This window comes from Burkholderia crassaminum (assembly GCF_964265005.1).
In the GTDB taxonomy this organism is placed as follows: Bacteria; Pseudomonadota; Gammaproteobacteria; order Burkholderiales; family Burkholderiaceae; genus Burkholderia.
Map to the genome: position 1 here is coordinate 2,640,434 of NZ_OZ183800.1, position 25,970 is coordinate 2,666,403.

At 66.8% G+C, this 25,970-nt stretch carries 28 protein-coding genes; 7 read left to right on the top strand and 21 right to left on the bottom strand.

Annotated features, from left to right (window positions below; all coding sequences use genetic code 11):
• Positions 1–55 precede the first annotated feature (55 nt).
• From ACPTTF_RS28800 to ACPTTF_RS28830, 7 genes are all read right to left on the bottom strand, one after another.
• Positions 56–724, bottom strand: a complete 669-nt coding sequence (locus tag ACPTTF_RS28800) for an OmpA/MotB family protein (RefSeq protein WP_423369167.1) — start codon at positions 722–724, stop codon at positions 56–58.
• Between the two features lie 39 nt (positions 725–763).
• On the bottom strand, positions 764–1,528 hold the full coding sequence (locus ACPTTF_RS28805; protein ID WP_166954414.1) for a flagellar motor protein: 765 nt from the start codon (positions 1,526–1,528) through the stop codon (positions 764–766).
• Between the two features lie 14 nt (positions 1,529–1,542).
• On the bottom strand, positions 1,543–2,787 hold the full coding sequence (locus ACPTTF_RS28810; protein ID WP_423369168.1) for a Crp/Fnr family transcriptional regulator: 1,245 nt from the start codon (positions 2,785–2,787) through the stop codon (positions 1,543–1,545).
• Positions 2,788–3,062: 275 nt separating this feature from the next.
• Positions 3,063–3,491 (bottom strand): lytic transglycosylase domain-containing protein, encoded by a 429-nt coding sequence (locus ACPTTF_RS28815; protein ID WP_407062419.1) that lies wholly within the window; start codon positions 3,489–3,491, stop codon positions 3,063–3,065.
• Between the two features lie 89 nt (positions 3,492–3,580).
• Entirely contained in the window at positions 3,581–3,967 is a 387-nt protein-coding gene (locus ACPTTF_RS28820; protein WP_166954419.1) for a hypothetical protein, read from the bottom strand.
• 14 nt (positions 3,968–3,981) lie between these two features.
• Positions 3,982–4,359, bottom strand: a complete 378-nt coding sequence (locus tag ACPTTF_RS28825; RefSeq protein ID WP_423369905.1) for a hypothetical protein — start codon at positions 4,357–4,359, stop codon at positions 3,982–3,984.
• 215 nt (positions 4,360–4,574) lie between these two features.
• Positions 4,575–5,237, bottom strand: a complete 663-nt coding sequence (locus ACPTTF_RS28830) for a glutathione S-transferase family protein (protein ID WP_423369169.1) — start codon at positions 5,235–5,237, stop codon at positions 4,575–4,577.
• Between the two features lie 288 nt (positions 5,238–5,525).
• On the opposite strand from ACPTTF_RS28830, the gene ACPTTF_RS28835 reads away from it, so the two are divergent.
• Entirely contained in the window at positions 5,526–6,881 is a 1,356-nt protein-coding gene (locus ACPTTF_RS28835) for a polyhydroxyalkanoate depolymerase (RefSeq protein ID WP_423369170.1), read from the top strand.
• A 106-nt stretch (positions 6,882–6,987) separates the two neighbouring features.
• Here ACPTTF_RS28835 and ACPTTF_RS28840 read toward each other — a convergent pair whose 3' ends face one another.
• The 12 genes from ACPTTF_RS28840 to kdpA form a co-directional block, all read right to left on the bottom strand.
• Positions 6,988–7,455 (bottom strand): hypothetical protein, encoded by a 468-nt coding sequence (locus ACPTTF_RS28840; protein ID WP_166954425.1) that lies wholly within the window; start codon positions 7,453–7,455, stop codon positions 6,988–6,990.
• A 61-nt stretch (positions 7,456–7,516) separates the two neighbouring features.
• Positions 7,517–7,654 carry an HHHH-motif protein gene (locus tag ACPTTF_RS28845; RefSeq protein ID WP_166954427.1) on the bottom strand — a complete coding sequence of 46 codons (138 nt, stop codon included), beginning with the start codon at positions 7,652–7,654 and terminating at the stop codon, positions 7,517–7,519.
• A 329-nt stretch (positions 7,655–7,983) separates the two neighbouring features.
• On the bottom strand, positions 7,984–8,418 hold the full coding sequence (locus ACPTTF_RS28850; protein WP_166954429.1) for a cupin domain-containing protein: 435 nt from the start codon (positions 8,416–8,418) through the stop codon (positions 7,984–7,986).
• 209 nt (positions 8,419–8,627) lie between these two features.
• Complete coding sequence (locus ACPTTF_RS28855) at positions 8,628–9,395, bottom strand: ABC transporter ATP-binding protein (protein ID WP_423369171.1); 768 nt, start codon at positions 9,393–9,395, stop codon at positions 8,628–8,630.
• Positions 9,396–9,428: 33 nt separating this feature from the next.
• Positions 9,429–10,142 carry an ABC transporter permease gene (locus tag ACPTTF_RS28860; RefSeq protein WP_043178033.1) on the bottom strand — a complete coding sequence of 238 codons (714 nt, stop codon included), beginning with the start codon at positions 10,140–10,142 and terminating at the stop codon, positions 9,429–9,431.
• The gene (locus tag ACPTTF_RS28865; protein WP_423369172.1) at positions 10,139–10,828 is read right to left on the bottom strand and encodes an ABC transporter permease; all 690 of its coding nucleotides are present in this window, start codon (positions 10,826–10,828) and stop codon (positions 10,139–10,141) included. The genes ACPTTF_RS28860 and ACPTTF_RS28865 overlap by 4 nt, the downstream gene beginning before the upstream one ends.
• Positions 10,829–11,002: 174 nt before the next feature.
• Complete coding sequence (locus tag ACPTTF_RS28870) at positions 11,003–11,776, bottom strand: ABC transporter substrate-binding protein (RefSeq protein ID WP_166954435.1); 774 nt, start codon at positions 11,774–11,776, stop codon at positions 11,003–11,005.
• A gap of 284 nt (positions 11,777–12,060) precedes the next feature.
• Complete coding sequence (locus ACPTTF_RS28875; protein WP_423369173.1) at positions 12,061–12,813, bottom strand: response regulator; 753 nt, start codon at positions 12,811–12,813, stop codon at positions 12,061–12,063.
• Complete coding sequence (locus ACPTTF_RS28880) at positions 12,810–14,516, bottom strand: DUF4118 domain-containing protein (protein ID WP_423369174.1); 1,707 nt, start codon at positions 14,514–14,516, stop codon at positions 12,810–12,812. Before ACPTTF_RS28880 ends, ACPTTF_RS28875 begins: the two co-directional genes overlap by 4 nt.
• Positions 14,517–14,596: 80 nt before the next feature.
• On the bottom strand, positions 14,597–16,621 hold the full coding sequence (gene kdpB / locus ACPTTF_RS28885; RefSeq protein ID WP_166956647.1) for a potassium-transporting ATPase subunit KdpB: 2,025 nt from the start codon (positions 16,619–16,621) through the stop codon (positions 14,597–14,599).
• An 83-nt stretch (positions 16,622–16,704) separates the two neighbouring features.
• Complete coding sequence (gene kdpC, locus ACPTTF_RS28890; RefSeq protein WP_208101863.1) at positions 16,705–17,403, bottom strand: potassium-transporting ATPase subunit KdpC; 699 nt, start codon at positions 17,401–17,403, stop codon at positions 16,705–16,707.
• A gap of 10 nt (positions 17,404–17,413) precedes the next feature.
• Complete coding sequence (gene kdpA / locus ACPTTF_RS28895) at positions 17,414–19,117, bottom strand: potassium-transporting ATPase subunit KdpA (RefSeq protein WP_423369175.1); 1,704 nt, start codon at positions 19,115–19,117, stop codon at positions 17,414–17,416.
• On the opposite strand from kdpA, the gene ACPTTF_RS28900 reads away from it, so the two are divergent.
• The 4 genes from ACPTTF_RS28900 (at position 19,097) to hutC (ending at position 22,174) form a co-directional block, all read left to right on the top strand.
• Positions 19,097–19,519, top strand: coding sequence for a hypothetical protein (locus ACPTTF_RS28900; protein WP_423369176.1), 423 nt, complete (start codon positions 19,097–19,099; stop codon positions 19,517–19,519). The genes kdpA and ACPTTF_RS28900 overlap by 21 nt on opposite strands.
• Positions 19,520–19,673: 154 nt before the next feature.
• Entirely contained in the window at positions 19,674–19,988 is a 315-nt protein-coding gene (locus ACPTTF_RS28905; RefSeq protein ID WP_423369177.1) for a hypothetical protein, read from the top strand.
• Between the two features lie 179 nt (positions 19,989–20,167).
• Positions 20,168–21,295 (top strand): porin, encoded by a 1,128-nt coding sequence (locus ACPTTF_RS28910; protein ID WP_174949020.1) that lies wholly within the window; start codon positions 20,168–20,170, stop codon positions 21,293–21,295.
• 183 nt (positions 21,296–21,478) lie between these two features.
• Positions 21,479–22,174: a histidine utilization repressor gene (gene hutC, locus ACPTTF_RS28915; protein WP_069750460.1), complete on the top strand. Its 696-nt coding sequence runs from the start codon at positions 21,479–21,481 to the stop codon at positions 22,172–22,174.
• 15 nt (positions 22,175–22,189) lie between these two features.
• Here hutC and ACPTTF_RS28920 read toward each other — a convergent pair whose 3' ends face one another.
• Positions 22,190–23,431 (bottom strand): glycosyltransferase, encoded by a 1,242-nt coding sequence (locus tag ACPTTF_RS28920; protein ID WP_423369178.1) that lies wholly within the window; start codon positions 23,429–23,431, stop codon positions 22,190–22,192.
• 104 nt (positions 23,432–23,535) lie between these two features.
• On the opposite strand from ACPTTF_RS28920, the gene ACPTTF_RS28925 reads away from it, so the two are divergent.
• Positions 23,536–24,156, top strand: coding sequence for a TetR/AcrR family transcriptional regulator (locus tag ACPTTF_RS28925; protein WP_423369179.1), 621 nt, complete (start codon positions 23,536–23,538; stop codon positions 24,154–24,156).
• 113 nt (positions 24,157–24,269) lie between these two features.
• On the opposite strand, the gene ACPTTF_RS28930 is transcribed toward ACPTTF_RS28925, so the two are convergent.
• Positions 24,270–24,872: a TetR/AcrR family transcriptional regulator gene (locus ACPTTF_RS28930; RefSeq protein ID WP_423369180.1), complete on the bottom strand. Its 603-nt coding sequence runs from the start codon at positions 24,870–24,872 to the stop codon at positions 24,270–24,272.
• A gap of 400 nt (positions 24,873–25,272) precedes the next feature.
• On the opposite strand from ACPTTF_RS28930, the gene ACPTTF_RS28935 reads away from it, so the two are divergent.
• Positions 25,273–25,935, top strand: a complete 663-nt coding sequence (locus ACPTTF_RS28935) for a DUF3313 domain-containing protein (RefSeq protein WP_423369181.1) — start codon at positions 25,273–25,275, stop codon at positions 25,933–25,935.
• Positions 25,936–25,970 lie beyond the last annotated feature (35 nt).

The window sequence follows — 25,970 nt, forward strand, 5'->3', positions numbered from 1 at the left end:
ATGTTGTTGTCAGGCGGGCATAGGCGGCCGCCTATCGGCGCGCGATCGGCGTCAATCAGTATGCAACGAAGATCGTGACGCGCCGGTTTCGTGCCCGCGCGGCCGCATCGTCACCCGCGACGAGCGGCTGCGTATCGGCCCGCCCGATCGCCGCGAGCCGGTGCGGTGCCACGCCGCGCTCGGTCAGGTAGCGTACGACGCTCCCCGCGCGCGCCGACGACAGCTCCCAGTTCGATTCGTATTTGGCGTTCGCAATCGGCACGCTGTCGGTATGCCCTTCGACGAGAATGTCGCCGGTCGCGTGATCGCTCAGCGCCTGCGCGATCTGGTTCAGCACGGGCGCCGAATCGGCCAGCAAGCGCGCATCGCCGACGTTGAACAGGATCTTCGCGTCGATGCCGATCTCGACGCCGTGCGGCGCTTTCACGAGCGAGATCCGGCCGTTCGCCTTCAACGAATCGAGCAAGGCGAGCCACGGCGGCGAGCGCTCGGGAGCCACAGCAGCAGATGCGCTCGCGGCGCTCCCGGCATGCCGCGCGAGCGTCTGGTACCGCGCGTCGAGCGCGTTGTATTTCGCGAGCTGGAGCACATACAACGCGAGAAACAGCACCATCAGCGTCGTGATGAGATCCGCGTACGAAATCAGCCAGCGGCCGGACTGCGCGCCGTCGAGTTCGTCATCGTCGCGATCGGCCGCGGATGCACCGTCAGTTCGAGCAGTCATGCTGTGGGAAATCCGGGTTGTTCGTCCGACACACGCCCATCACGCGAGCGACTCCGCCGCGCGCCCGCGCACGTCGCCCGTCAGGCGCGTTTCGATCGTATGCGGCGATTCCTTGCGCGAAATCGCCAGCAAACCGTCGAGATACAGCTTGCGAAACCGCAGCTCGCTGTCGATCTGCGCGCGCAGCTTGCCGTAAAGCGGCAGGAACACGAGGTTCGCGAGCGCCAGCCCGTACAGCGTCGCGATGAACGCGACCGCGATGCCCGGCCCGAGCTGCGCCGGTTCGAGAATATGGCTCGTCACCTGCACGAGCCCGAGCACCGAGCCGAGAATGCCGAACGTCGGCGCATACCCGCCCGCCTGCTGCCACACGCGCGCGGCGGCCAGGCGGCTGCGTTCGTATGCATCGAGCTCGCGCTGCAACGCGTCCTCGAGCACGGCGGTCGACACGCCGTTCGCCAGCAGTTCGAGCCCGCGGCGCGCAAACGGATGGATGCCGCTCACGTCCATCGATTCGAACGCGAGCAGCCCGTCGAGCTTCGCGCGGTCGCCCCATTCGAGCAGGTCGGACAGGTTCTTGCGATCGACCTCGCGCGCCCGCACGAACGCGAGCCGCAACTGCTTCACCGCGTCGAAGAAGCGCGCCCAGGTGTTCTGGATCATCACCGCGCCGAGCGTGCCGCCGAGCACGATGACGAGCGCCTCGAACTGGAACAGCATCGTGAAATGCCCGCCTTCCAGCGCGAAACCGAACACGATCGCCGCGCCGCCAAGCACCACGCCGGCCAGGGTCAACAGATCCATGCGCGCCTCCTTTGTCATGCGTCCGACGCCGATGCGACGGGCGCGGTGCCCGCCGCCGGCGCCTTCGCCGCGCGAACGGCATCCAGCACGCGCCGCTCGATGTCCTCGATCTCGACCGGATCGAGCTTGAGCTCGCGGCGCATCACCCACGACACCTCGTTGCGCCGCGCCTCGGTCATCACGGAGAACAGCTTGTCGGCCACTGCGCGATCGTCGAGATTCGCGATCAGCTTCGCGAGATCGTAGGTATCGAACGCGCTGATGACGTCGAACAGCGTGCGCGCGTCGATCCACACGAGATCCTCCAGCGCGCGCACGTCGCCGCCGCGACGCGCATTGCGCCGCGAGAAGTACGCGACACCCTTCTGCTCGACGTAACTGAGCACCTTCGATTTGCGGAATGCGAACACTTCTTCGGCAATTTCGCCGTTCGACAGCTTGTTGAGCAGCATCGTCTTCTCGACGCCGATCAGCGATTCCAGATCGGCGAGCTCGATGAGCTCGAGTTCGCTGTTGATCGAAAGATCGAGATCGTGATCGGCCACCTGCTGCGCGCGGTCGATCACGCGCGCGGCGTCGAACGTGACGACCTGGCGCGCATCCGACGACGCCGCATAGTCGGTTGCGCCGCCGGCGTGGTCCGCCTGCGCCGCTTCGATCGTGACGAGATTGAGCTTCTCCATGCGTCGCAGCATCGCGAGCACGTGCGGCCGCGAGTGGCCGGCAATCGCGCGGCATTTGCGGATCACTTCGGCGAGCGGCACCGACGTTTCGGCCGCATGCGCCTGCATCGGACGGCGCGTCCAGGCGTCGCCAGCTTCACGCGCATCGGCGCCCGCCATCAGCGCCAGCACATGCGCATACGACAACACGCCCGGCATGAAGTCGGCATGCGTATAGGTCGCGAGTTGGTCGTCCTTGCGCTTCACGCGACGGATCATCGTCCGCACGATATGACGCAGCAGCGCCGACACGCGCTCGATTTCCTCGTCGAGCATGCCGGCCGGCACGACCGTCAGCTGACAGAATGAAAGCGCCTTCGCGGTATGGGCCCGCGGCTCGGCCGCGAGCAACGCCGATTCACCGAAGAACTCGCCACGACCGAGTGTCGCGACGACGACGCGCTTGTCGTCGCATCGCGTGGACAGCTCGACCTTGCCGTCGGTGATCAGAAAGATGACGGGCTCGCCCGCAAAACCCTCGGAGTAAATGATTTCCCCGGGCGCCGCCGTACGCGTCCACGATTGCTGACGATTCAAATCGATTCCCCTGCTGCGCTGACTTTCTTGTTCGGCCGCGCCGCGCTTCATGCGCGATCGTCGCTGCCGTTCCCCGTGCTCCCGTTTACGACACGAACGGAGTCGTTCTTTAGCGTCGTCGCCAGGGCTCCGGACGCGACAGTGGCAGCAAAACGTTTGCGCTGAGGATACGGCCCGATGCACCCGGGAAAACGATAGCCGGCCGCACGTCCCGCGGATCGCGCGGGCCCGCCGCAACCCTTACGCGCGGCCTTCAACGCATACGAACGCGCGGCTCACTCGTGCAAGCCCCACGATACGAGCACCGCGTGGATGTTGCGTGCGTACTCGTCCCGAAAGCGCGGCGTCTCCGAGTGATACGCGCCGATCGCCTGCCAGGTGTTTCCGTAGCGGACCATCTTGCGCTTCAGCATCCACGCCGCGACGTAGATGTTCACGCACGCGTCCTTCAACGCGCCCGGCGGCACACCGTAGCGGCGCAGTTCGCCGAAGTGCACCGAGTTGATCTGGGTCTGGCCGACGTCGATGCTGCCATCCGCGTTGCGATGCACGGCGGCGGGATTGCCTTTCGATTCGTACCACGCGATCGCGCGCAGGATCTGCGGGTTGACGCCCTGATAGCCGGCTGCGCGCTCGAAACAGGCGCTGCCGGGCACGACATCGTCCGCACGCACCGGCGCGACGACAAGCACACTCAGCAACATCGCGAACCGCAGCCACGCCGTGCAGCCTGCTCGCATCGAGGTGATCCGGGTCCGGGTCGTCACGTCCGCGCCGCTTCGATCGTGCCGCTTCATTGCGTCATCGCCAGCGCAGCCGCGCCGGTTCCTGTCGTGCGCCGATCGTGCGTGCTTTTCGCGAGCGCGTCGTCAAGCTTCCTGTCCTCGGCGGCGAGTGCCGCACGCGACTCGTCGGTCACGACGAGACGCACCTGAAATTCCGGCGCCTTCTTCACGGGCGGCGCGTGGCGCAGCTTCCTCGCGTGACGCCCGCCCGTCGGCGCGGGTGCCTGCGCTTCGTCGTCGCCTCCACCCGCCCCCGGCGGCAGCGACGCGAACGGCGGCAGCGGCGGAAACACCTGATTGGATGCGGCAGGAGCAAACGGCGCACCGTCGCCGGGTGACGCCGCAAGTGCGGTGCCGCACACGAACATGGCCGCACAGATCGATAGTCGTAGCATCTCGGGATCTCCTGTTACTGGGTCTGGGTCGGTGCGACCTGAACGCTGTACGGCCGGCAACTCCCGGCCGCAACGTTCTCGACCCGCACCGACGCGGCGCGCGGCATCGCAACGCCGCGCCGAAGCGACTGGTTCAGGTAACCGAAATCCTGCGGCAGCGCAGCCACGCGAATCGTCATCGGCTGCGGCTGCTTCGATGCCAGCGCGCCGACTTTCGCGAGCAACGCGGTCAATTGAGGATCGCGTGCGCCGAGCGCATCGGCTGGTATGACGAAATCGACGAGCGGCGACGACGCGGCGGGCGCGTCGCCGCGCGCATTCGCGTCCTGACGTCCGGATTGAAGTTGAGCGCAGCCGGCCGACATGACCAACGCAGCGGCACAGGCAAGCATGACAAACGGTTTCACGTGTTTCTCTCGCGGTCACTGGACCTGCGTTATCGGCAACGTGTCCGCGATGTTTACCCCGATCGCGCGCGAAGCCCGCCGCACGAGACTTCACGGCGCGCGCCGATTCGTCCGATTTAAGCGCGCCATGATCAGACGCCATTCATCCGATCGTTGAACGCGTCGCGCGTTTGCGCGGGGGCGCCGCACGTGATCGGCGCTCAGAACTCCATGTCGAGTTCGTCGATGTCTTCGTGCTCCGCCTTCGCCGCCTCGATCCACTCCGCCACGAACGGATGCGCGAGCACCTGCATGCAGTACTCGGCGATATCGGGCTCCAGTTTCACGTCGTAGGTCAGGAAGCGCGTGACGACCGGCGCATACATCGCGTCGGCGATGCCGATCTCCGCGCCGAACAACCAGGGGCCGCCGTACGCGGCGAGGCACTCGCGCCAGATCGTCACGATCCGCTCGATGTCGTGCTGTGCGCGCGACCAGATCCGGAAGCCGGGGAAATGCGCGCGCAGGTTCATCGGCAACGCCGATCGCAACGCGCTGAAACCGGAATGCATCTCGCCGCAGATCGACCGGCAATGCGCGCGCGCTTTCCGGTCTTCGGGCAGCAGCCGCGCCTGCGGCCGGATTTCGTTCAGGTATTCGGCGATCGCGAGCGTGTCCCACACCGTGTTGCCGTCGTGCGTCAGGCACGGCACGAGTATCGACGGCGACAGCAGCAGCAACTCCGCGCGCGACGCGGCATCGATCGGCACGCTGACCGTCTCGAACACGAGCCCGCTCAGCTTCGCGAGCAGCCAGCCGCGCATCGACCACGACGAGTAATTGCGGCTGCTGATGGTCAGTGTCGTCTGTCCGGTGACTTCCATGTCGCTCCCCTGTCCAAAACCGTTCGTGCCCCTGCACCGAAACGGACGCCGCGTGGCGTCACCCGCACCATGCCGGTGCCGCGGATTCGCCGAACTGGCGCAACTCCGCACGCTGTCGCGGCACGTGCCGCACGTCAGGCCGGCGCGGCAACGCACCACATGCGACTGCCGCTTGTCGCGTGCCGCCTGCGTCGCCGCCGCCCCGAACCGCGTGCAACGCGCGTGCCAGCCGCGGGCTGGCACATGGCTTGCCTCGTTCAATGCAACGCGGCACAACGAGCGACGGTCATGAATCTGCTTGCCTATCCGTTCTATCAATGGTCTGCCGAATGCATGCGCCCGGCGCGCGCATGGGCCGCCGCCGCCCGCGCGACGATGTCGCTGTGGCCGCCCGCCACCACGACACCGACCGGCCGCATGCTCGACGCGCTGTGCGAACTGCTCGAATGCTGCGCGTTCTCGCACCGGCGGCCGCCGTTCGGCATCGCGTCGATCGTCGTCGACGGCGAAACGGTGCCGATCGTCGAGGAAGCCGCCGCGGCCACGCCGTTCGGCACGCTGCTGCATTTCCGCAAGGCGCTGCCGGTCGCGCGCCAGCCGCGTGTGCTGATCGTCGCGCCGATGTCCGGGCATTTCGCGACGCTGTTGCGCGGCACCGTGCATACGATGCTGGCCGACCATGACGTGTACATCACCGACTGGCACAACCCGCGCGACATCCCGCTGACGGCCGGGCGGTTCGGCTTCGACGAATACGTCGTGCACGTGATCGACTTCATCCGCCAGATCGGCCCGGACGCGCACGTGCTCGCGATCTGCCAGCCGACCGTCGCCGCGCTCGCGGCGGTCGCGCTGATGGCCGCCGGCGGCGATCCGGCGCAGCCCGCGAGCCTGACGCTGATGGCGGGGCCGATCGACTGCCGCGTGAATCCGACCAAGGTCAATGCGCTCGCGACGAGCCAGCCGATCGAATGGTTCGCGCGGAACCTGATCAGCGTCGTGCCGGCGGGCTTCGTCGGTGCGCAGCGCTGCGTGTATCCCGGCTTCGTGCAGGTCGGCGCGTTCATGTCGATGAATCCCGATCGCCACGCGGCGTCGTTTGCCGACCTGTATTACGAGCGCGCGAAAGGCGACCCGGCGAAAGCCGACACGCTGCGGCACTTCTACGACGAATACTTCGCCACCGCCGATCTCACCGCGGAGTTCTATCTGGAGACGGTCGAGAAAGTGTTCCAGCAATATGCGCTCGCGCGCGGCGAGCTGACGGTCGGCGACCGGCTCGTCGAGCCGGCGGCGATCCATCGCACCGCGCTGCTGACGATCGAAGGCGAGAAGGACGATATCTGCGCAGTCGGCCAGACAGTGGCCGCGCAGGAGCTGTGTTCGGGCTTGCCGCCGTACCTGAAGACGCACCACGTGCAGACCGGGGCGGGCCACTACGGCGTGTTCAACGGCAGCCGCTGGGAAACGCAGATCTATCCGATCGTGCGCGCGACGATCCACGACAACGAGCCGTACGATCGCACCGCGGGCGCGGACGGCAATGCGGACGGCACGCACTACGTGACGCTGCGCGCGCTGCTCGACGCACGCGCAACGGCGCACGATGCCGCGACCGGCACGGCGCCGCATCACGCCAGCTGAAGGCGATCGGCGCCGAAAACAAAACGCCCCGCCTGGGCTGGCGGGGCGTGAATTGCTGCCGTGTGCAAGCGACGCGCGAGGAAGCGGGCTCGCGCGTCAGCCCGCGTTACGAACAGGCCTTGCCGTGCGACGCGTGGTAGCCCTTCGCCTTCGCATCGGCTTCCGACATGTAGCTGCCGTGCTTCGTCTTGCCGTAGTACTTGTCGGTCGAGCAGTGATAGACCTTCGTGCTGTCGTTGGCCCACACCTTGCCCGGGCCGCCGCCCGGCGCTGCCGCCGCGGTCGTCGCGGCCGCGCTCTTCGCCGGCGCGGTGCCGGACGCCGCGGCAGCCGAAGCTGCCGTTGCCGGCGTGGCGGCCGGTGCGCTCGCGGCTGCCGCCGACGATGCGCCGTACCAGGTCTTCACGCCCTTGTGGCCGGCACATGCGCCCTTCTTCGACGCGCCCGAGTAGAACGAGCCGTCCTTGCACAGACCGGTCGTGCCGGCCGGCGCGCTGGCCGGAACCTGCGCGAATGCACCGATCGACATACCCATGCCGGCGACCAGCGCGGCGATCAACATCGTCTTTTTCATGGTCCTCTCCTGATTTGCCTGACTGAAGAATGCGTTCCGGGTAATCCCGGAAAATCCGCGTTTACCGCACCCAGCGGCACACGCGATGGTGGTGATGATCGAAGTGACACTCACGGTGCGAATGGGCTTCGGCAAGTGCCGGAACGAGAACGGCACAGGCCACTGCGGTGGCCGTCAGGATCTTCGCGATGCGCTTCATGAAACTCTCCCGGGTAGGTCAACCGGTGATCCGGCTGGTACCTCCTTAACGCCGGTCGTCGACAGGCCGTGCACCGCATCCCCACGCAATTGACGATCTTTGACATCGCAGCACCGCCGACGCGTCGAAGCTGACGAATGTCTTTCTTTTCTTTCCGGATCTTCAGCTTCTTGACCGTTCGGAATTCGAAAGAATGTGACGGAGGGGAAAGCGAATCGCAGGTGTCGCGGGTTCACACGGAAGCTGCCGTGTAACGCGCAACGAAAAAACCGCCCGAAGGCGGTCCGATGCAAGCGTGCGCATGATGCGCGTCTCGGGCAACCGGGCAGCTACGCGCCCGCCTCGCCCCACGGCGTCGGCGGCGGCACCGCGCACGGCCCGTCGACGTCGATCGACTTGAAATCGGCGGGCCCGACGATCTCCAGATATTCCATATCAGGCGAGTAGTCGAACAGATAGTGGACGATCCCCGGCGCCTGATGCACGCAGTCGCCGGCCGCCACCAGCGTCTCGCGTTCGCCGTACATGAAGCGCGCCCAGCCCTTCAGCATGATCACGATATGGAACTCGGCCTCGTGACGGTGCCAGCCGGTGCCCGCCTCCGGTGCATGATTCGCCCTGACGAGCTGCGCGACGACCTTGCCGTTCGTCGCGGCCGCGATACCGAGATCGCGATACAGGAAGAAGTCGCGCAGGCCTTCGCCGCGATACGCGGTGTCCTGCGGCTTCACATGGGAAAAATGGGTCGTTGTCGGCGTGCTCATCGTGGTGCTCCTTCATCGAAAGGATCCCGCGTGACAAGCATTTAGCGTTCCAGTTTGCGACGGCGTGAAGCCGTGCAGGATACCGCTCGTGCGTGTCGCGCAGCGGCCATTGACGGACGCGCTGGCGCAACTGTAAGCGTACTTCAATCTCCGCATCGCCCGCGACGCCGTTGCGGCTTCACGGGCGATGCGCAGCGCTGCCCGCCGGCTTACTTCAACCGCCCCGACAGGAACTGCCCGAGCCGTTCGCTCTTCGGATTCACGAGAATCTCCTGCGGATTCCCCTCCTCCTCGATCTTCCCCTGATGCAGGAAGATCACGTGATTCGACACGTTGCGCGCGAAGCCCATCTCGTGCGTGACGACGACCATCGTGCGGCCTTCCTCGGCGAGCTTCTGCATCACCTTCAGCACTTCGCCCACCAGTTCCGGATCGAGCGCCGACGTCGGCTCGTCGAACAGCATCACTTCCGGCTCCATCGCGAGCGCGCGAGCAATCGCCACGCGCTGCTGCTGGCCGCCCGACAGATGCGCCGGATACATGCCCTCCACGCGCGGCGCGAGGCCCACTTTCTCCAGGTACTTGCGCGCCCGAGCGATCGCTTCGTCCTTGCCGATCCCCAGCACGGCCATCGGCGCTTCGATCACGTTCTCGAGCACCGTCATGTGTGCCCACAGGTTGAAGTGCTGGAACACCATCGACAGCTTGGTGCGCATCCGCTGCAATTGCTTCTGGTCGGCCACGCGCAGCGAGCCGTTGCGGTCGCGCGCGGTCTGGATCGGCTCGCTGCCGATCGTGATCTGCCCCGAGCACGGCTGCTCGAGGAAGTTGATGCAGCGCAGGAACGTGCTCTTGCCGGAGCCGCTCGAGCCGATGATGCTGATCACGTCGCCGGCCTTCGCCTTCATCGACACGCCCTTCAACACCTCGTTGTCGCCGAACTTCTTGTGCAGGTTGTCAACGGTAAGCTTGTACATGCTGGGTCCTTCCTTGCGAATCTTGCGAATGCGTTAATGGCCGCGCGGCGAGAGGTACGCGAGCCAGCGCGTCTCGAGCTTGCGGAACGCCCAGATGAGCGTGAACACGACGATGGCGTACAGCACGGCCGCGATGCCGTAGGCCTGGAACGACATGTACGTCGCCGAATTGACGTCGCGCGTGACCTTCAGGATGTCGGGCACGGTCGCGGTGAACGCGAGCGTCGTCGCGTGCAGCATCAGGATCACTTCGTTGCTGTAGCTCGGCAGCGAGCGGCGCAGCGCGGAAGGCAGGATGATCCGCGTATAGAGCTTGAAGCGCGACATCCCGTAGGCCATGCCGGCCTCGATCTCGCCGGCCGACGTCGCCTTGATCGCGCCCGCGAAGATCTCCGTCGCATACGCGCATTCGTTCAGCACGAACGCGAGCAGCGTGCAGTTCATCGCGTTGCGGAAGAACGTGTCGAGCAGCACGTGGTTGTGCACGACCTGCAGGCTGTAGATGCCCGTGTAGCACATCAGCAGCTGCACGTAGAGCGGCGTGCCGCGAAACACGTACGTGTAGAGCCACACCGGGCCCGAGATCCAGCGGTTCGACGACGCGCGCGCGATTGCGAGCGGCACGGCGAGCGCGAAGCCCAGCGCGATCGACACGACCAGCAACCACAGCGTGATCGCGAGGCCGCTGAAGCGGTAGCCGTCGGTGTAGAGATAGCTTTGCCAGTACTGGCTGACGAGTTCGATCACAGTGCGAGCCTCCGGACGCCGACGGAATAACGCTTCTCGAGGTGATGCAGCACGACGTTGGACACCGTCGTGATCGCGAGGTAGATCGCGCCTGCAGCCAGCGTGAAGAAGAAGAAATCGAGCGTGCTCTTGCCCGCGTCCTGCGACGCCTTGACGACGTCGGCCAGGCCGATGATCGACACCAGCGCGGTGGCCTTCACGAGCACCTGCCAGTTGTTGCCGATGCCGGGCAGCGCGAAGCGCATCATCTGCGGGAACAGGATGCGGCGGAACACGCGCCAGCCGCTCATCCCGTATGCGAAGCCGGCTTCGAGCTGGCCACGCGGCACCGACAGGAACGCGCCGCGGAAGGTCTCGGTGAAGTACGCGCCGTAGATGAAGCCGAGCGTGATGACGCCGGCCACGAACGGATCGATGTCGATCTGGTCCCAGCCGAGCATGTCGGTGAAGTTGTTCAGCAGGATCTGGATCCCGTAGAACAGCAGCAGCATCAGCACGAGGTCCGGCACCGCGCGGATCAGTGTCGTGTAGAAGGTGCCGATCGACTTGAGCACACGGTTCGTCGACAGCTTCGCGCTCGCACCGACGAGGCCCAGAATGAGCGACGCGGCGAGCGACAGTACCGCGAGCTTCACGGTCTCGACCGTGCCGGCCCACAGCAGCGGGCCAAATCCTTGGAAGATCATATGAGGGATCCAGAACGAGGTGGCTGGATTGTCAATAGCCATTAGCCGCGCATCAAACGATATCTGCGCACTACCTGATGCGAGCTGCTCATCAAGTCGGACGCATCACGCGAAGCGGGTTGCACCCACGACAGACGCGGCGCGCGCCACAGCCGGTGCGCGCCGCATGGATGGTCAGCCGCCGTAGACGTCGAACGCGAAGTACTTCTTCTCGAGCTTCTTGTACGTGCCGTCCTTGATGATGTCGGCGATCGCGTGGTCGATCTTCGCCTTCAGGTCGGCGTCGTCCTTGCGCAGGCCGATGCCGGCGCCGTTGCCGAGCGTCTTCGGATCGTCGATGTCCTTGCCGGCGAAGTCGAAGTTCGCGCCGCGCGGCGTCTTCAGGAAGCCGATGTCGGCCTGCACCGCGTCCTGCAGCGCCGCGTCGAGGCGGCCCGACATCAGGTCCTGGTACACGCCGTCCTGGTTCTGGTACGGCACGACCTGCACGCCCTTCGGCGCCCAGTACGCCTTCGCGTAGGTTTCCTGGATGGTGCCCTGCTCGACGCCGACCGACTTGCCCTTCAGCGACTCGGCCGTCGGCTGCAGGTTGGCGCCCTTCTTCACGACGAGGCGCGTCGGCGTGTTGAACAGCTTGTCGGAGAACGCGATCTGCTCGGCACGCGCCGGCGTCATCGACATCGACGACAGCACGCCGTCGAACTTCTTCGCCTTCAGCGCCGGGATCATCCCGTCGAAGTCGTTCTCGATCCACACGCATTTCGCCTTCAGGCGCGCGCAGATCTCGTTGCCGAGATCGACGTCGAAGCCGACGACCTTGCCGCTTGCGTCCTTCGATTCGAACGGCGGGTAGCTGGCGTCGACGCCGAACCGGATCGTCGACCAATCCTTGGCGTGGGCACCGACCGCGATGCAGGCAAGGGCAATACTGAGCGCGAGTTTCTTCATGGCGTTCCTGTCATAGGCGAACTGGGCAGGGGTTCCGTCGGGCGACCGGTACGGCATCCCGGCGGGCCCCCTTCCAACCCGGAAATCGCCCCTTCGGCGACACTCCAAGTTGTACATACAACTTTGCCCGCGCAGGGACATTGCCAGCAATCCGTGTTTATCTCTAATTGTCGGTGGATTATGGCCGTGGGTTGCAAATTCCCTTCAATTTCAATTAATTACGAATTACATCGAGCTAAACAACAGCTTTCTCCACATGCAGGTGCACGGCCGGGAGCGGGTTTTCACTTGTCTAGACCTGACGACGCCGCACCGCGCGGCCCGTCCGTCATGCCGACCGTTTCCAGACCGACCAGACGGTAGCCGAACTGCAGTTCCGTCAGCAGGTGCCGCGGGCGTGCCGGCACCGGCTCGAGCTTCTGCCGCAGGTTCGTCATGTAGACGCGCACGTAGTGCGCGCGGTCGGCGTCGTGGATGCCCCAGACCTCGGCCAGCAATTGCCGCGCGGCGATCACGCCGCCGCGGGCGCGAATCAGCGCGGCGAGCAGCCGGAATTCGAGGCGCGTCAGATGGACCGGCTCGCCGCCGCGAACCGCTTCGTGCCGGCCGAGATCGACGGTCACGTCGCCGAACCGCACGACCGACGACGATTGCCCGTCGGCCGACACGAACGCCGCGCGCCGCAACTGCGCGCGTGCCCGCGCGAGCAGTTCGGGCACGCCGAACGGCTTCGGCAGGTAATCGTCGGCGCCCGCGTCGAGCGCCGCGACCTTCTCCACCTCCTGCTGCCGCGCCGACAGCACGATCACCGGCACCGTCGACCACTCGCGCAGTTCGCGGATGAAGGTCTTGCCGTCGTCGTCCGGCAGCCCGAGATCGACGATCACGAGATCGGGCTTGCTGCTCGACGCATACATCCGCGCCTCGCGGGCCGTCGACGCCTCGCAGGTGTCGAGCCCTTCCTGTTCCAGTGCCATCCGCACGAAGCGGCGGATGTCCGATTCGTCCTCGACGATAAGTACGCGCGATCTGATCATGTCCGGCTCTCGTGTTCGATGTCGGGCGGCGCACCCAGTGGCAGGCGAATCTCGAACCGCGCGCCATGCGGATCGAGCGGCACCGCGCGGATCGAGCCGCCGTGCGCGTTGACGATGCTGCGGCACAGCGCGAGCCCGAGCCCCACGCCGCTGATCGACGATTCCTTGCGTTCGCGCTCGAACGGCTCGAACAGCGGCTCGGTGTTGCGCGCGACGAAGCCGGGCCCGTCGTCCTCGACGAACACGTACAGCGTTTCGCCGAACACGCGCGCGCGCACCGCCACGGCCGCCTCCGTGCCCGCGTACTTCGCCGCGTTGTCGAGCAGGTTCATCAGCACGCGCTCGATCAGCAGCGCGTCGACGTCGATGAGCGGCAGGTCGGCCGGCAGGTCGGCGCTCACGTCGCGGCCGGCCAGCACGCCGGCCGAATGCGCGAGCGCGCTGCCGACGATCTCGTCGAGCATGTGCCATTCGCGATTCAGCCGCACGCCCTCGCTCTGCATGCGCGCGAGATCGAGCAGGTTCACGACGAGCCCGTGCAGCGCCTCGGCCTGGTTGCGGATGCCGTGCGCGAGCGCGGCCGGCTGCCCGTCGGCCAGCCGCTCTGGCCGCTCCAGCGTCTCGGCGAGCCCGCGGATCGCGGTGAGCGGTGTCTTCAGGTCGTGCGACACGGCGGCGAGCAGCGCATTGCGCAGCCGCTCGCCTTCGATCCGCACGAGCGTGTGCTGCGCGACGCCGACGTAGTGCACGCGTTCGAGCGCCATCGCGATCGACGAGCACAGCGCATCGATCAGGCGGCGATCGTCGGGATCGGTCGGTACCGGCTGCGCGTCGCCGAACAGCACGAGCACGCCACGCACGCGCATCGGCGCCTTCAGCGGCAGGTATAGCGCGGCCGCGCGCTCGAACGGCGGCAGCCCGCACCCGGCGACGCGCGCATTCTCGTAGACCCAGCGGGCGATCGGCGCTTCGACGAACGCGGCGTGTGGCGCCGGCATCAGCCGGTCGTCCGCGTCCGGCAGCACGAGCGCGACGCGCACGCCGAGCAGCGGCGCGATCGTGCCGGTGCAGATCGACGCGATCTGCTCGGTCTCGATCGCGGCCGACAGGTCATGCGCGACGCGCGCGAGCGCGGCCGAGCGTTTCTCGTTCGCACGCGCGGCCCGCGCCTCCGCGCGCAGGCGCGCCGCGAGCTGGCCGATCGCGAGCGCGACGGCCAGCATCAGCGCGAACGTGAACACGTACTGCGTATCGGACACCGCGAACGACAGCCTCGGCTCGACGAAGAAGAAGTCGAAGCAGCCGACGCAGACGAACGCGGCCCACGCGCCGGCCAGCCGGCCGAGCCGCAGCGCGATCAGCACGACCGTCATCAGGAACAGCATCACGACGTTCGACAGGTCGAACACGCGCAGCAGCGCGCTCGCCGCCAGCGTCGCCAGCGCGCACACGAGCGTGGCGAGCAGCAGCGGCACCGCGTACTGCGACACCCACACGTGCGTGCGCGCTCGCGCTTCGCGCACGGCCAGCGCCGGCCGCGGATCGGGCCCCGCGCCCGCGATGCGGTCGGCCAGCGCCGCGCTCGCGCGCAGCACGGCTCGCCAGCGGTCGCGGCCCGCGCCGGCCCCGCTGCCGTGGGCGGCGGCGTCCCGCCGCCCCGTTGTCCGTCGATTCGCTTCGCTCACGTTCACATTCACATCCATGATCGCTTCCGGCAATTGAAACGCCGAACGGCCCCGCGCACGCCGCGAAGGCGTGAGCGGGGCCGCGACGGCGCGTTCGGTCAGATAAACGGCGTCAACAGCATGTCGATCAGCTTGATGCCGATGAACGGTGCGATGATCCCGCCCACACCGTAGATCAGCAGGTTGCGCCCCAGCAACTTCTCGGCCGGCTCCGCGCGATACTTCACGCCCTTCAGCGCGAGCGGGATCAGCGCGACGATGATCAACGCGTTGAAGATCACCGCCGACAGGATCGCCGACGTCGGGCTGTGCAGCCCCATCACGTTCAGCGCGCCGAGCGCCGGATAGGTCGCGACGAACGCGGCCGGGATGATCGCGAAATACTTCGCGAGATCGTTGGCCACGCTGAACGTGGTCAGCGCGCCGCGCGTCATGATCATCTGCTTGCCGACCTCGACCACCTGCATCAGCTTCGTCGGGTTGCTGTCGAGGTCGACCATGTTGGCCGCCTCCTTCGCCGCCTGCGTGCCGCTGTGCATCGCGACGGCCACGTCGGCCTGCGCGAGTGCGGGCGCGTCGTTGGTGCCGTCGCCCGTCATCGCGACGAGATGGCCCTTCGCCTGGTGCTCGCGGATCAGCCGCAGCTTGTCCTCGGGCGTCGCTTCGGCGAGGTAGTCGTCGACACCGGCTTCCGCCGCGATCGCGGCCGCGGTGAGCCGGTTGTCGCCGGTGATCATCACGGTCTTCACGCCGACCTTGCGCAACTCGGCGAAGCGCGCGGCGATCCCGTGCTTGACGATGTCCTTCAGCTCGATCGCACCGAGCACCGTCGAGCCATCGGCGACGACGAGCGGCGTACCGCCGCGCCGCGCGATGTCGTTGACGGCCGTCTCGACTGCTTGAGGAAACACGCCGCCGAGCGCATCGACGTGCGCGCGGATCGCCGACGCCGCACCCTTGCGCACCTGGCGTTCGCCGATATCGAGGCCGCTCATCCGCGTGCGCGCGCTGAACGGCACCGTGATGCTGCCGCCGGCCGCCGCCACGTCGAGCGAGAAACGCTGCTTCGCGAGCGCGACGATCGAGCGCCCCTCGGGCGTCTCGTCGGCAAGCGACGACAGTTGTGCGGCCTCGGCGAGCGCGCGTTCGTCCACGCCCGGCGCCGGCCGGAACTGCACGGCTTCACGGTTGCCGAGCGTGATCGTACCGGTCTTGTCGAGCAGCAGCACGTCGACGTCACCCGCCGCCTCGATCGCGCGGCCCGACGTCGCGAGCACGTTCGCCCGCATCATGCGGCTCATCCCCGCGATGCCGATCGCCGACAGCAGCGCGCCGATCGTCGTCGGAATCAGGCAAACCAGCAGCGCGATCAGCACGGTCAGGCTCACGGCCGAGCCCGACGCGTTCAGCAGCACGCTGAACTGCGAGAACGGCAGCAGCGTCACGCACACGAGCAGGAAGATGATCGTCAACGCGACGAGCAGGATCGTCAGGGCGACCTCGTTCGGCGTCTTGCCGCGCTTCGCGCCTTCGACCATCGCGATCATCCGGTCGAGGAACGCTTCGCCCGGTTGTGCGGTGATCTTCACGATGATCCAGTCGGACAGCACGCGCGTACCGCCCGTCACCGACGAGAAATCGCCGCCCGACTCGCGGATCACCGGCGCGGATTCGCCGGTGATCGCCGATTCGTCGACCGACGCGACGCCGTCGATCACTTCGCCGTCGGCGGGAATCGTGTCGCCGGCCTCGACGAGCACGATGCTGCCGGCGGCGAGTTCGTCGCTCGGCACGCGGTGGCTGGTGCTGCCGTACTGCTTCGGCTCGTCGAGCACCTTCGCGTACACGCGCTTGCGCGCCGCGCGCAGCGCGTCGGCCTGCGCCTTGCCGCGCCCTTCGGCCAGCGCCTCGGCCGCGTTCGCGAACAGCACGGTGAACCACAGCCAGCATGCGACCGCGAAGATGAAGCCGGCCGGCGCATCGCCCGTGCCGGTCAGCGCCTGCAGCCACAGCACGGTCGTGACGATGCTGCCGAGATAGACGACGAACATCACGGGATTCTTCAACTGCACGCGCGGCGCGAGCTTGCGGAACGCCTCGCGCAGCACGGCCGTCCAGCGCATCGGCGGCACGGTGCCGACCGGGATCGCCGCCGGATTGATCGGGGTTTCGATATGGGACATGAGTGACTCCGTGGTTCCTGCCATTACTTCGCGCCGGCCGCCTGGCCGAATGCGCGGTCCAGCGCGAGGTTCAGCTCGAGCACGCGCACGCGCGGTTCGCCGAGCACGCCGAGCTGGCGGGGCGATGCGATGCGCTCGACCAGCGACGCGACCTGGGCGGCATCGACACCGCGTGCCTGCGCGACGCGTGCCGCCTGCAGCCGCGCGTTCGCCACCGAGATCTCGGGATCGAGCCCCGAGGCCGATGCGGTCACGGCATCCGCCGGTACCGGCGTGCCGGCGGCGAGCGCGTTTTCCTGCCGGTACACGCGCACCCGCTGCGCGATATCCGCGAGCAGCTTCTTGCTGGTGGCGCCCTGGTTGCTGGCGCCGCTGCCGGCCGCGTTGTACGGCTGGTCGATCGTCTTCGACGGATCGGCCGGATCGGTGCCGGTCGTCGCGCTCGGCCGCCCGTGGAAGTAGCCGGCACGCGTGAAGTTCTGCCCGATCACCGCCGAGCCGATCGTCGTACCGTTGCGCGCCACGAGACTGCCGCGCGCCTGCGACGGGAACAGCACGTTCGCGACGCCCGTGGTGAGCAGCGGATACGCGATCCCCGTGACGAGCATGAACAGCACCGACGATGCGATCACGGGCCGCACGAGGCCGCGCGTCGCCGCGCCGAACGAAGAACCGGGTGCCGGCGCGGCGGCGGCCGCTGCCTGGCGATTGCCTTGCATCATGATGTTTTCCTCAGAACAGTTGGCCGCCCGACATCAGCAGGTGCTCGACGACCGGGCCGAGCGCGAGCGCGGGCAGGAACGTGAGGCCACCGACGACCAGGATCACGAAGACCAGCAGGCCGGCGAACAGGCCCGTCGACGTCGACAGCGTGCCCGCGCTTTCCGGCACGCTCTTCTTCGCGGCGAGGCTGCCCGCAACCGCGAGCATCGGCAGCAGCGTCAGGTAGCGGCCGATCAGCATCGCGAAGCCGATCGTCGTGTTGAAGAACGGTGTGTTCGCGTTCAGGCCCGCGAACGCGGAGCCGTTGTTGGCCGTACCCGACGTGTATGCGTACAGCACTTCGCTGAAGCCGTGCGGGCCGAGGTTCGCGAGGCTGTCCATCGTCGAGTGCAGCATCGCCGCCACCGCGGTGAAGCCGAGGATGCTGAACGGATGCGCGAGCACCGCGAGCATCACGAGCTTCATTTCGCGTGCCTCGATCTTCTTGCCGAGGAATTCCGGCGTGCGCCCGATCATCATCCCGACCAGGAACACCGTGAGGATCGCGAACGTGAACAGGTTGATCAGCCCGACGCCGTCGCCGCCGAACACGTTGTTCAGCATCATCTGCGCGATCGGCACGAGGCCGCCGAGCGGCGTCAGCGAGTCATGCATCGCGTCGACCGACCCGGTGGTCGCGGCCGTCGTGACGGTAGCGAACAGGCTCGTCTGCGCGATGCCGAAGCGCATCTCCTTGCCTTCCATGTTGCCGCCCGGCTGCGTGGCGCTCATCTGCTGGTCGACGCCGAGCCCGGTCAACAGCGGATTGCCGTGCTGCTCGGCCGAATAGATCACGGCGAGGAAGCCGACGAACATCACGACGAACGCGCCGAGGAGCACCCATCCCTGGCGGCGCCGGCTGATCATCGTGCCGAGCGCGTAGGTCAACGCGGACGGGATCAGCAGCATCGACAGCATGTGCAACGTGTTGGTGAGCGGCGTCGGGTTCTCGAACGGATGCGCGGCGTTCATGCTAAAGAAGCCGCCGCCGTTCGTGCCGATATGCTTGATCGATTCGAGGCTGGCAACCGGCCCCATCACGATCTGCTGGCGCGCGCCTTCGAGCGTGGTCGCCCACGCATCGGACGCGAGCGTCTGCGGCATGCCCTGCCATACGTATACGAGCGCCATCACGAAGCTGAGCGGCAGCAGCACGCGATAGGTCACGCGCGTGAAGTCGACCCAGTAGTTGCCGATATCCGCCGCGCTCTTGCGGCTCAGCCCGCGGATGAAGCCTCCCGCGGCCGCGACGCCGGTCGCCGCGCTGACCACCATCAGGAACGTGATGACGGCCATCTGCGAGAAGTTCGACAGGCTGCTCTCGCCCGCATACGCCTGCCAGTTCGTGTTCGTGATGAACGACGCGGCGGTGTTGAAGGCGAGGTCGGGGCTTTGCGCGGCGCGCTGCAGCGCATCGAACGGCAGGGTGTCCTGGATGCGCAGCAGCAGATAGCCGAGCAGCATCATCCCGGCATTGCTGAGCAGCAGCACCATGCCGTAGCGCTGCCACGACATCGCTTCGTCGGGATTCACGCCGAGCAGCGCATAGGTACGGCGTTCGACCCACGCGTGGCGCGGGCTCGTAAAGGCGTGCGCGAGCCATTTCCCGACGACGGGCACCAGCGCCAGCATGATCGCGAGAACGATCGCGAATTGAATGAAATTGTTGAACATGTCGACGCTCGCTCAGATCCGGTCAAGGCCAGTGATGAAACCGGCCGTCAAGGCAAAGAACGCGAGCGTGAACAAAATGAAAAGCAGATCGCTCATGACATTCACCGATATTTTCGAATTCCTGTTGAATCGTGCCGATCAATACCGCTCGGGTTTGATCAATGCATGAAACAGATAGATAAAGAGCGCGAGCGACAACGCGCCGGTGATCCACAACATGGCTTTCCCCTTTTTCTCGTATGCGCGGAAGCTCCGCGCGTTCGTCGGCGTACCAGGCCCTGCCGTGTCGGCGCAGGCCCGCTTGACGCCCCCATGCTCATCTGGCGAATGGGATGCGACAGTGTAGAAATCCGCGTATCAAAGCGGTGTTCAATTTCTTTACGCGGAATAAAAAAGCTGTAAAGACGAAAGCCGGTGGCGATGGCGTTTTTATACGTTCTTTTCAGGGCCAATACGAGTCTATACACCATCTCGTCACCGCGATTCCTAGAATGGGCGACATGTCCAAGACGAGATCTCCGCGGTGCGGAGCACGATGCGACCCGGGGATGCCAGCATGAAACCGACCAGAACCGAATCCGCCGCTTCACGCGATCTGCCGCCCGTTCGTTCGCGGCGCCGTTACCCGGCCGACGAACTCGTGCTGCTGTCGATCCGCGTCGAATCGGACAACCTCGCCGTCGTGCGGCGCCTGCTGCATCAGGCGGTCGGCACCGCACTGAATTTCTACACGGCCGCGATCGACAACCGCACCGGGCGCGCCTGCATCGAGCTCGAAGTCGCGCGGTCGCAGGCGTCGCCGACGATCCTGTCGATTCTCCGCCTGTTCCCGGCCGCCGAATTCGGCACGATCCGCCTGCTGCAGCACTAGCCGGCATCCATTGCAGCCGCGCGTGACACGCGTCACGCGCCCGCGCCCCTTTCATCGGTTCGAACGCGCGTTTCCGACGCGAACGCGTGCGGTTCGTCACGAGCCGCACCCGTTCGCCGCCGGCACGCGCGACGGATCGTCGTTCCCGTCGCTACGGGCCTTTCCAGGAAGCACTCACAATGAAAAAAGCAGTCGCCGGTACCCTCTCCCTCGCGTTCCTCAGCGCGGCCGCGCATGCGCAAAGCAGCGTCACGCTCTACGGGATGCTCGATGCGGGCATCGTCTATACGAACAACCAGTCGGGTAAAAGCGCGTGGCAGCAAGGCAGCGGCCTGCTGTCGAATACGGTCTTCGGCCTGAGCGGCAACGAGGATCTCGGCGGCGGCCTGCATGCGCTGTTCCGTCTCGAGAACGGCTTCAACCTGAACAACGGCACGCAGTCCTACAAGAACACGATGTTCGGCCGCCGCGCGTACGTCGGCCTGCAGAGCGACCAATACGGTGCGCTGACGCTCGGCCGCCAGTACGACGCCGTGGTCGACTACCTCGGCCCGCTCGCGATGGCGAACAACGGCGACGGCAATAACCTCGCGTCGCATCCGTTCGACAACGACAACATCGACGATTCGTTCTATATCGACAACGCGGTGAAATACACGAGCCCGACGCTCGCCGGCTGGCAGTTCGGCGGCCTGTACGGGTTCAGCAACGCGGCCGGCGGCTTCGCAAACAACCGGGCGTACAGCGCGGGCGTGTCGTATGCGAACGGGCCGGTCAGCCTCGGCGCCGCGTACCTGCAGCTCAACCGCGGCGGCCTGACGGCCGGCGGCGCGCTGTCGACGAACGACGGCCCGAACTTCCCGGCCGTGCGCCAGCGCGTGATGGGCGCGGGCGGCAGCTACGCATTCGACCGGTTGACGGTCGGCGCGCTGTGGACGCATTCGATGTTCGATGAAACGGCCGCGTCGTCGCTGCCCGGCGCGCTGAACGCGCTGCGCTTCGACAACTTCGAGGTCAACGCACGCTATGCGCTGACGCCGGCCGTCTCGTTCGCGGGCGCCTATACGTTCACCAACGGCCGCTACGACGACGCAACCGGCAGCCACCGGCCGAAATGGCATCAGGTGACGCTGATGGCCGATTACGCGCTGAGCAAACGCACCGACGTGTATGCGGAAACCGTCTACCAGCACCAGTTCGGCGTGCCGGCGGGCGCGACGCTCGGCTTCGCGAACGTCACCGGGCTCGCGGCTTCGTCGAACAACACGCAGGTGGTCGGGACGGTCGGCATCCGGCATCGGTTCTGACCGCTCGCCAGTTGCCAAAGGCCGGCCGCTCTGTGCAATCCCGCATGGACGCGCGCCGGCCGAACAGGGATCATTCGGGGAATCCGGGCCCGCGCGTCCGCGAAACCGGTACACTCGGCGCCGGGCGCGCGCCGGATCGGCATTCGGCAGCGGGCCGCCGCCGACTCTGGAACCGTGATCCCCATGACCACACCGATCTATCAGGAAATCAAGGACTTCATCCTCGCGCGCATTCATGCCGGCGAATGGGCGGAGGGCGACCAGGTGCCGTCGGAGAACGAGCTCGCGCGCGAATTCAACGTGGCGCGGATGACGGTGAACCGCGCGCTGCGCGAGCTGACCGCCGAGCAGGTACTCACGCGCACGCGCGGCTCCGGCACGTACGTCGCGTCGCCGAAGTACGAATCGACGCTCGTCGCGATCCGCAGCATCTCGGACGAAGTCGCCGCGCGCGGCCACGGTTATCGCGCGCAGGTGCTGCAGGTCGGCGCGGCCGTCGCCGACGCGAAGCTCGCCGACGAACTGCAGCTCGACACGGGCAGCCCGATCTTCCATTCGCGCGTGCTGCATTTCGAGAACGACACGCCGGTGCAGCTCGAGGAACGCTGGGTCAATCCGGCCTGCGCGCCCGAATATGCGCTGCAGGACTTCACGACCACGACGCCGAACCAGTACCTGACGCGCGTCGCACCGCTGCAACGTGTCGAGTACCGGATCGAGGCCGCGATGCCCGACACCGAAACGCGCCGCCACCTGACGATGGACGACCGCGAGCCGTGCCTGCTGCTGCATCGGCGCACGTGGTCGCAAGGGATGGTCGCGTCGGTCGCCAATCTGTGGCACCCGGGCAGCCGCTACCGGTTCACCGGGCATTTCTGATGTCGATGCGCGGGCTCACCGCGCTACGGCGCGCCCCCATCGCTCGATCGCACTGACGGCCAGCGTCAAGCCGCGCTCTTGCGCGATGCGGGTACCGAGTTCCGTTGCACGCGCCTTCGTGTCGCCGCGATCGGCAAACGCGATGGCCCGCGCCAGCGCCGCAGCATCCACGCGCCGCCCGGCCACCGGCGCATCGGCCACACCGAGCCGCTGCAACCGGTTCGCCCAGAAGAACTGATCGCCCGCGAACGGCACGACGACCGACGCAATGCCGGCCCGCGCAGCCGAATGCGTGGTGCCCGACCCGCCGTGATGAATCGCCATCGACACACGCGGGAACAGCCGGTCATGCGGCGTATCGCCGATCACGCGAACGTGCGCGGGCAGCATCGACGCATCGATTCCGCTCCATCCCGGATAGAACAGCGCCCGCCGGCCGGCGAGCGCATGCACGAGCGCATCGACCATTCCGGCGCGATCGAAGCCGGCCATGCTGCCGAAACCGATGTACACGGGCGGATCGCCCGCTTCGAGAAAAGCCGCGAGATCGGGCGGCGGTTCCCATGCACGCGCATCGATGCGCCACTGGCCGCAGGCAAGCGCCTGCGACGGCCAGTCGGCCGGGCCCGACAGCAGTGCCGGCGACACGCCGTACAGCATCGGATGATCGGCCCACACCCGCCTGCGCGGCGGCAACCCGCACACGCTGGCGCGCGCCGCATTCGTCGCCTTCCTGAACGCCTGCCACAACAGCGCGTTCACGAAGCGGTGGCTCGCGCGGTTCAGCCAGCGCGGCACCTTCCCCGGCGGCAGGAACGGCGACGCGAATGCCGTGGTGGGTGTAATCGGGATCATGCCGGCGCCGATCGCCGGCACGCCGCGATACTCGGCAACCGACAGGCCGACGAACGATACGAGCCCCGATACGAGGATCGCATCGCACCCGGCCGACGCATCCGCGATCTCCCGCATCCACGCGGCCGTGTTCGCATTGGCGATCGCCGCGAGCGCCTTCGACGTATCGTTGAAGCCGCCGCGCCCGCGCACCGCATCGGCCAATGCGCCATCCGGCGCAATCGCACGGCGGATATCGCCGGACAACGGCGCCGACGGCACGCCGAGCGTGGCGGCCGACCCGAGCGTCGCCGCGTCGGCCAGCAGCCGGACATCATGGCCGGCATCGATCAGCGCACGGCCGAGCGCCGCGAGCGGGCGCGTGTCGCCTTCCGTGCCGTAGGTGGCGATGACGAGCTTCATGCGTGACTCCTCGTGCGCGATGGAAACGGGTCGAGACGGGTGGATTCATAAAAGTGCACGTCGTATACTAATGCAACTCGTACACTTTCAGTCAATCCCTCGCCATGCCGATTCCGACCGACGATCCGGGCCGCCGCGCGCGCAAGCGCATCCAGATGCTCGCGCATCTCGCCGCCACCGGCGCACGCCTGTTCGACGCGCACGGTTACGACGCCGTCACGATGGAGCAGATCGCCGCGCAGGCCGATGTCGCGAAGCGCACGCTGTACAACCACTTTGCAACGAAGGAGGCCGTGCTCGCGCACTGGCTCGAAGGCGAACTCGCACGCGATCTCGCGCATCTGCAGCGCGACGTCGCGCGGCGCAAGACCTTCGTGTCGCGCATCGGCTGCGTGCTCGATGCGTCGGCCGCGTGGTGCGAGCAGCATCCCGCGTACCTGCTCGCGTATTTGCGCCATCGCTTCCTGAGCATCGGCGCGGTTGAAGCGGAAAGCGGCAGGGAGAACGGCAGCGATATCGCGCTCGTGTGGCAGCAACTGATCGCCGCAGGGCAGCAATCCGGCGAACTGAACGGCGCGCTGCGGGCCGACCAGCTCGCGACGTGGTTCCATCACCTGTATCTCGCGGCGATGCTGCGCTGGCTGACCGTGCCGGGGCTGTCGCTGAAACGGGAGTTCCAGGCGGTCGCGAAGCTGTTCGTCGAAGGCGCGGAAGCGAAACGCTGAGCGACACCGGTGGCCTGTCAGGCGCTCACCGGATCATAAGCGTCCGAGCACGACCGCGAGCAGCGAGCGCGCGAAACGGGCGACCGCCACCCCGCATGCGACGAACGCGCGCTTCATTTTTTCCGCGACGATTTCGCGGCCTGCGCGGCTACGTCGCCACCCGACGGCCATTGCGTCTCGTCGAGCAGCCGGTCGAACAGCCGTGCCCGCTCGTCGGCCGACAGCGGGCACAGCCCGAACATCGCCGATAGCGCGAGCCCCCAGGCCGCCTTCCAGCGCAGCAGCGCGAGATCGGGGTCGCCCGATTCGGCCGCGATGCGCTTCGCGTTCTCGCCGTCGATCTCGCGCACCTTCTGCAACGGTGCGGGATCCTCGACCAGCGCCGCCATGATCGCGAGCGCCGCCGACGGCTGCTGGTCGATCACTTCGCGCATCGTCGCGATCTGCGCGGACAGCGTCGGCTGCGCGTCGCCCGGATCGCGCGCGGCCAGATACTCGCGCTGAAACCGTTGGTAGTAGTCCTGCTGATGTTCCATCAGCGCGTTCAGCACATCACCTTTCGTGCGGAACTGATGCATCAGCCCGCCCTTGCTGATGCCGCTTTCGCGCGCAATCGCATCGAACGTGAGCTTGCCCGGGCCGTCGCGCTCGAGGATCGCGAGCGCCGCCTGGATCGCGGCAGTGCGCGTTCGCTCGGAACGCGTTGGGTTGTCCATGAACTGTCCCCGCTATGGAGTCATGCAATGCGACCGCGCCAAGCCGGCGCGGTCGTATGAAGAAAGTGCGCGGAGTCTATCACAAACAAACCGCCTGGTCGGTTTACTTCGGGAAATGGCGATGCTACGATCGGCTCCCGCATCGGCCCTGACCGGATGACGGGTGCGTCGCGCGCCGCATGCCGCACCGCACAGCGCGCCGCGAGCGCCGCCGGTGGCAAGGCTGTCCGGCCGATGACCGCCGCCGGACGGCTTGCCGCTGCCGAAATTCATGCGGTTCTTGCACCCCGAAAACAAACCGTCTGGTTGGTTTTTTTCATCAACCCCGAGCGGCGATGCCGCCCTGTTGCACCACACTTCGCACCGGCTCCACCGGCGCGAACCCGACCCGGAGAGTCAAATGAACCGAACGATCAAATCCAGCCACCTGCGCAACGCCGCGCTTTGCGTCGCGCTCGCCGGATGCGCCGGCGTCCAGCCCGCCCGCTACAGCGGCATCGAATCGTCGCCGTACCTGCGCAGCGATCCGCAGGACAAGTCCGGCCGCGTGCCCTATCGCTATGCGTTGCCGGCTGACTGGCACACATACCGGAAGCTGATCCTCGACCCCGTCGCCATCTATCGCGGCACCGACCACCAGTTCGGTGACCTGACCGATCAAGACAAGGCGACGCTCGCCACCTACATGGGCGACACGTTCGCGAAGAAGCTCGGCAAGCGCTTCGAACTGACGAACACACCGGGGCCCGACACGCTACGCGTGAAGCTGACGCTGACGGGCGCCGTGACGACGACGACCTTTGCCGGCGCATTCGCGCATTTCGATCTCGCGGGCAACGTGTACAACGGCGTGCAGGCGATCCGGGGCCGCGAAGGCGCGTTCACGGGCTCGGTCATCTATGCGGTGGAGATCCGCGATGCATCGACGAACCGGCTGATCAGCGCGTACGTGACGAAGCAGTATCCGAATGCGATGAACATCGGCGCGAGTTTCGGCGCGCTCGGCGCCGCAAAGACCGGCCTCGACAAGGGCGCCGATGCACTCGTCGCGCAGTTCGACTGAAACCCGCCGGCATACGTTGGCACGTGTTGCGCAGA

Coding starts and splice junctions, on each gene's coding strand:
- ACPTTF_RS28800 (WP_423369167.1), bottom strand. CDS start 724: ATGACTGCTCGAACTGACGGTGCATCCGCGGCCGATCGCGACGATGAC.
- ACPTTF_RS28805 (WP_166954414.1), bottom strand. CDS start 1,528: ATGGATCTGTTGACCCTGGCCGGCGTGGTGCTTGGCGGCGCGGCGATC.
- ACPTTF_RS28815 (WP_407062419.1), bottom strand. CDS start 3,491: ATGTTGCTGAGTGTGCTTGTCGTCGCGCCGGTGCGTGCGGACGATGTC.
- ACPTTF_RS28820 (WP_166954419.1), bottom strand. CDS start 3,967: ATGCTACGACTATCGATCTGTGCGGCCATGTTCGTGTGCGGCACCGCA.
- ACPTTF_RS28825 (WP_423369905.1), bottom strand. CDS start 4,359: ATGCTTGCCTGTGCCGCTGCGTTGGTCATGTCGGCCGGCTGCGCTCAA.
- ACPTTF_RS28830 (WP_423369169.1), bottom strand. CDS start 5,237: ATGGAAGTCACCGGACAGACGACACTGACCATCAGCAGCCGCAATTAC.
- ACPTTF_RS28835 (WP_423369170.1), top strand. CDS start 5,526: ATGAATCTGCTTGCCTATCCGTTCTATCAATGGTCTGCCGAATGCATG.
- ACPTTF_RS28840 (WP_166954425.1), bottom strand. CDS start 7,455: ATGAAAAAGACGATGTTGATCGCCGCGCTGGTCGCCGGCATGGGTATG.
- ACPTTF_RS28845 (WP_166954427.1), bottom strand. CDS start 7,654: ATGAAGCGCATCGCGAAGATCCTGACGGCCACCGCAGTGGCCTGTGCC.
- ACPTTF_RS28850 (WP_166954429.1), bottom strand. CDS start 8,418: ATGAGCACGCCGACAACGACCCATTTTTCCCATGTGAAGCCGCAGGAC.
- ACPTTF_RS28855 (WP_423369171.1), bottom strand. CDS start 9,395: ATGTACAAGCTTACCGTTGACAACCTGCACAAGAAGTTCGGCGACAAC.
- ACPTTF_RS28865 (WP_423369172.1), bottom strand. CDS start 10,828: ATGATCTTCCAAGGATTTGGCCCGCTGCTGTGGGCCGGCACGGTCGAG.
- ACPTTF_RS28870 (WP_166954435.1), bottom strand. CDS start 11,776: ATGAAGAAACTCGCGCTCAGTATTGCCCTTGCCTGCATCGCGGTCGGT.
- ACPTTF_RS28875 (WP_423369173.1), bottom strand. CDS start 12,813: ATGATCAGATCGCGCGTACTTATCGTCGAGGACGAATCGGACATCCGC.
- ACPTTF_RS28880 (WP_423369174.1), bottom strand. CDS start 14,516: ATGGATGTGAATGTGAACGTGAGCGAAGCGAATCGACGGACAACGGGG.
- kdpB (WP_166956647.1), bottom strand. CDS start 16,621: ATGCGCTGGACGGCCGTGCTGCGCGAGGCGTTCCGCAAGCTCGCGCCG.
- kdpC (WP_208101863.1), bottom strand. CDS start 17,403: ATGATGCAAGGCAATCGCCAGGCAGCGGCCGCCGCCGCGCCGGCACCC.
- kdpA (WP_423369175.1), bottom strand. CDS start 19,117: ATGTTCAACAATTTCATTCAATTCGCGATCGTTCTCGCGATCATGCTG.
- ACPTTF_RS28905 (WP_423369177.1), top strand. CDS start 19,674: ATGAAACCGACCAGAACCGAATCCGCCGCTTCACGCGATCTGCCGCCC.
- ACPTTF_RS28910 (WP_174949020.1), top strand. CDS start 20,168: ATGAAAAAAGCAGTCGCCGGTACCCTCTCCCTCGCGTTCCTCAGCGCG.
- hutC (WP_069750460.1), top strand. CDS start 21,479: ATGACCACACCGATCTATCAGGAAATCAAGGACTTCATCCTCGCGCGC.
- ACPTTF_RS28920 (WP_423369178.1), bottom strand. CDS start 23,431: ATGAAGCTCGTCATCGCCACCTACGGCACGGAAGGCGACACGCGCCCG.
- ACPTTF_RS28925 (WP_423369179.1), top strand. CDS start 23,536: ATGCCGATTCCGACCGACGATCCGGGCCGCCGCGCGCGCAAGCGCATC.
- ACPTTF_RS28930 (WP_423369180.1), bottom strand. CDS start 24,872: ATGGACAACCCAACGCGTTCCGAGCGAACGCGCACTGCCGCGATCCAG.
- ACPTTF_RS28935 (WP_423369181.1), top strand. CDS start 25,273: ATGAACCGAACGATCAAATCCAGCCACCTGCGCAACGCCGCGCTTTGC.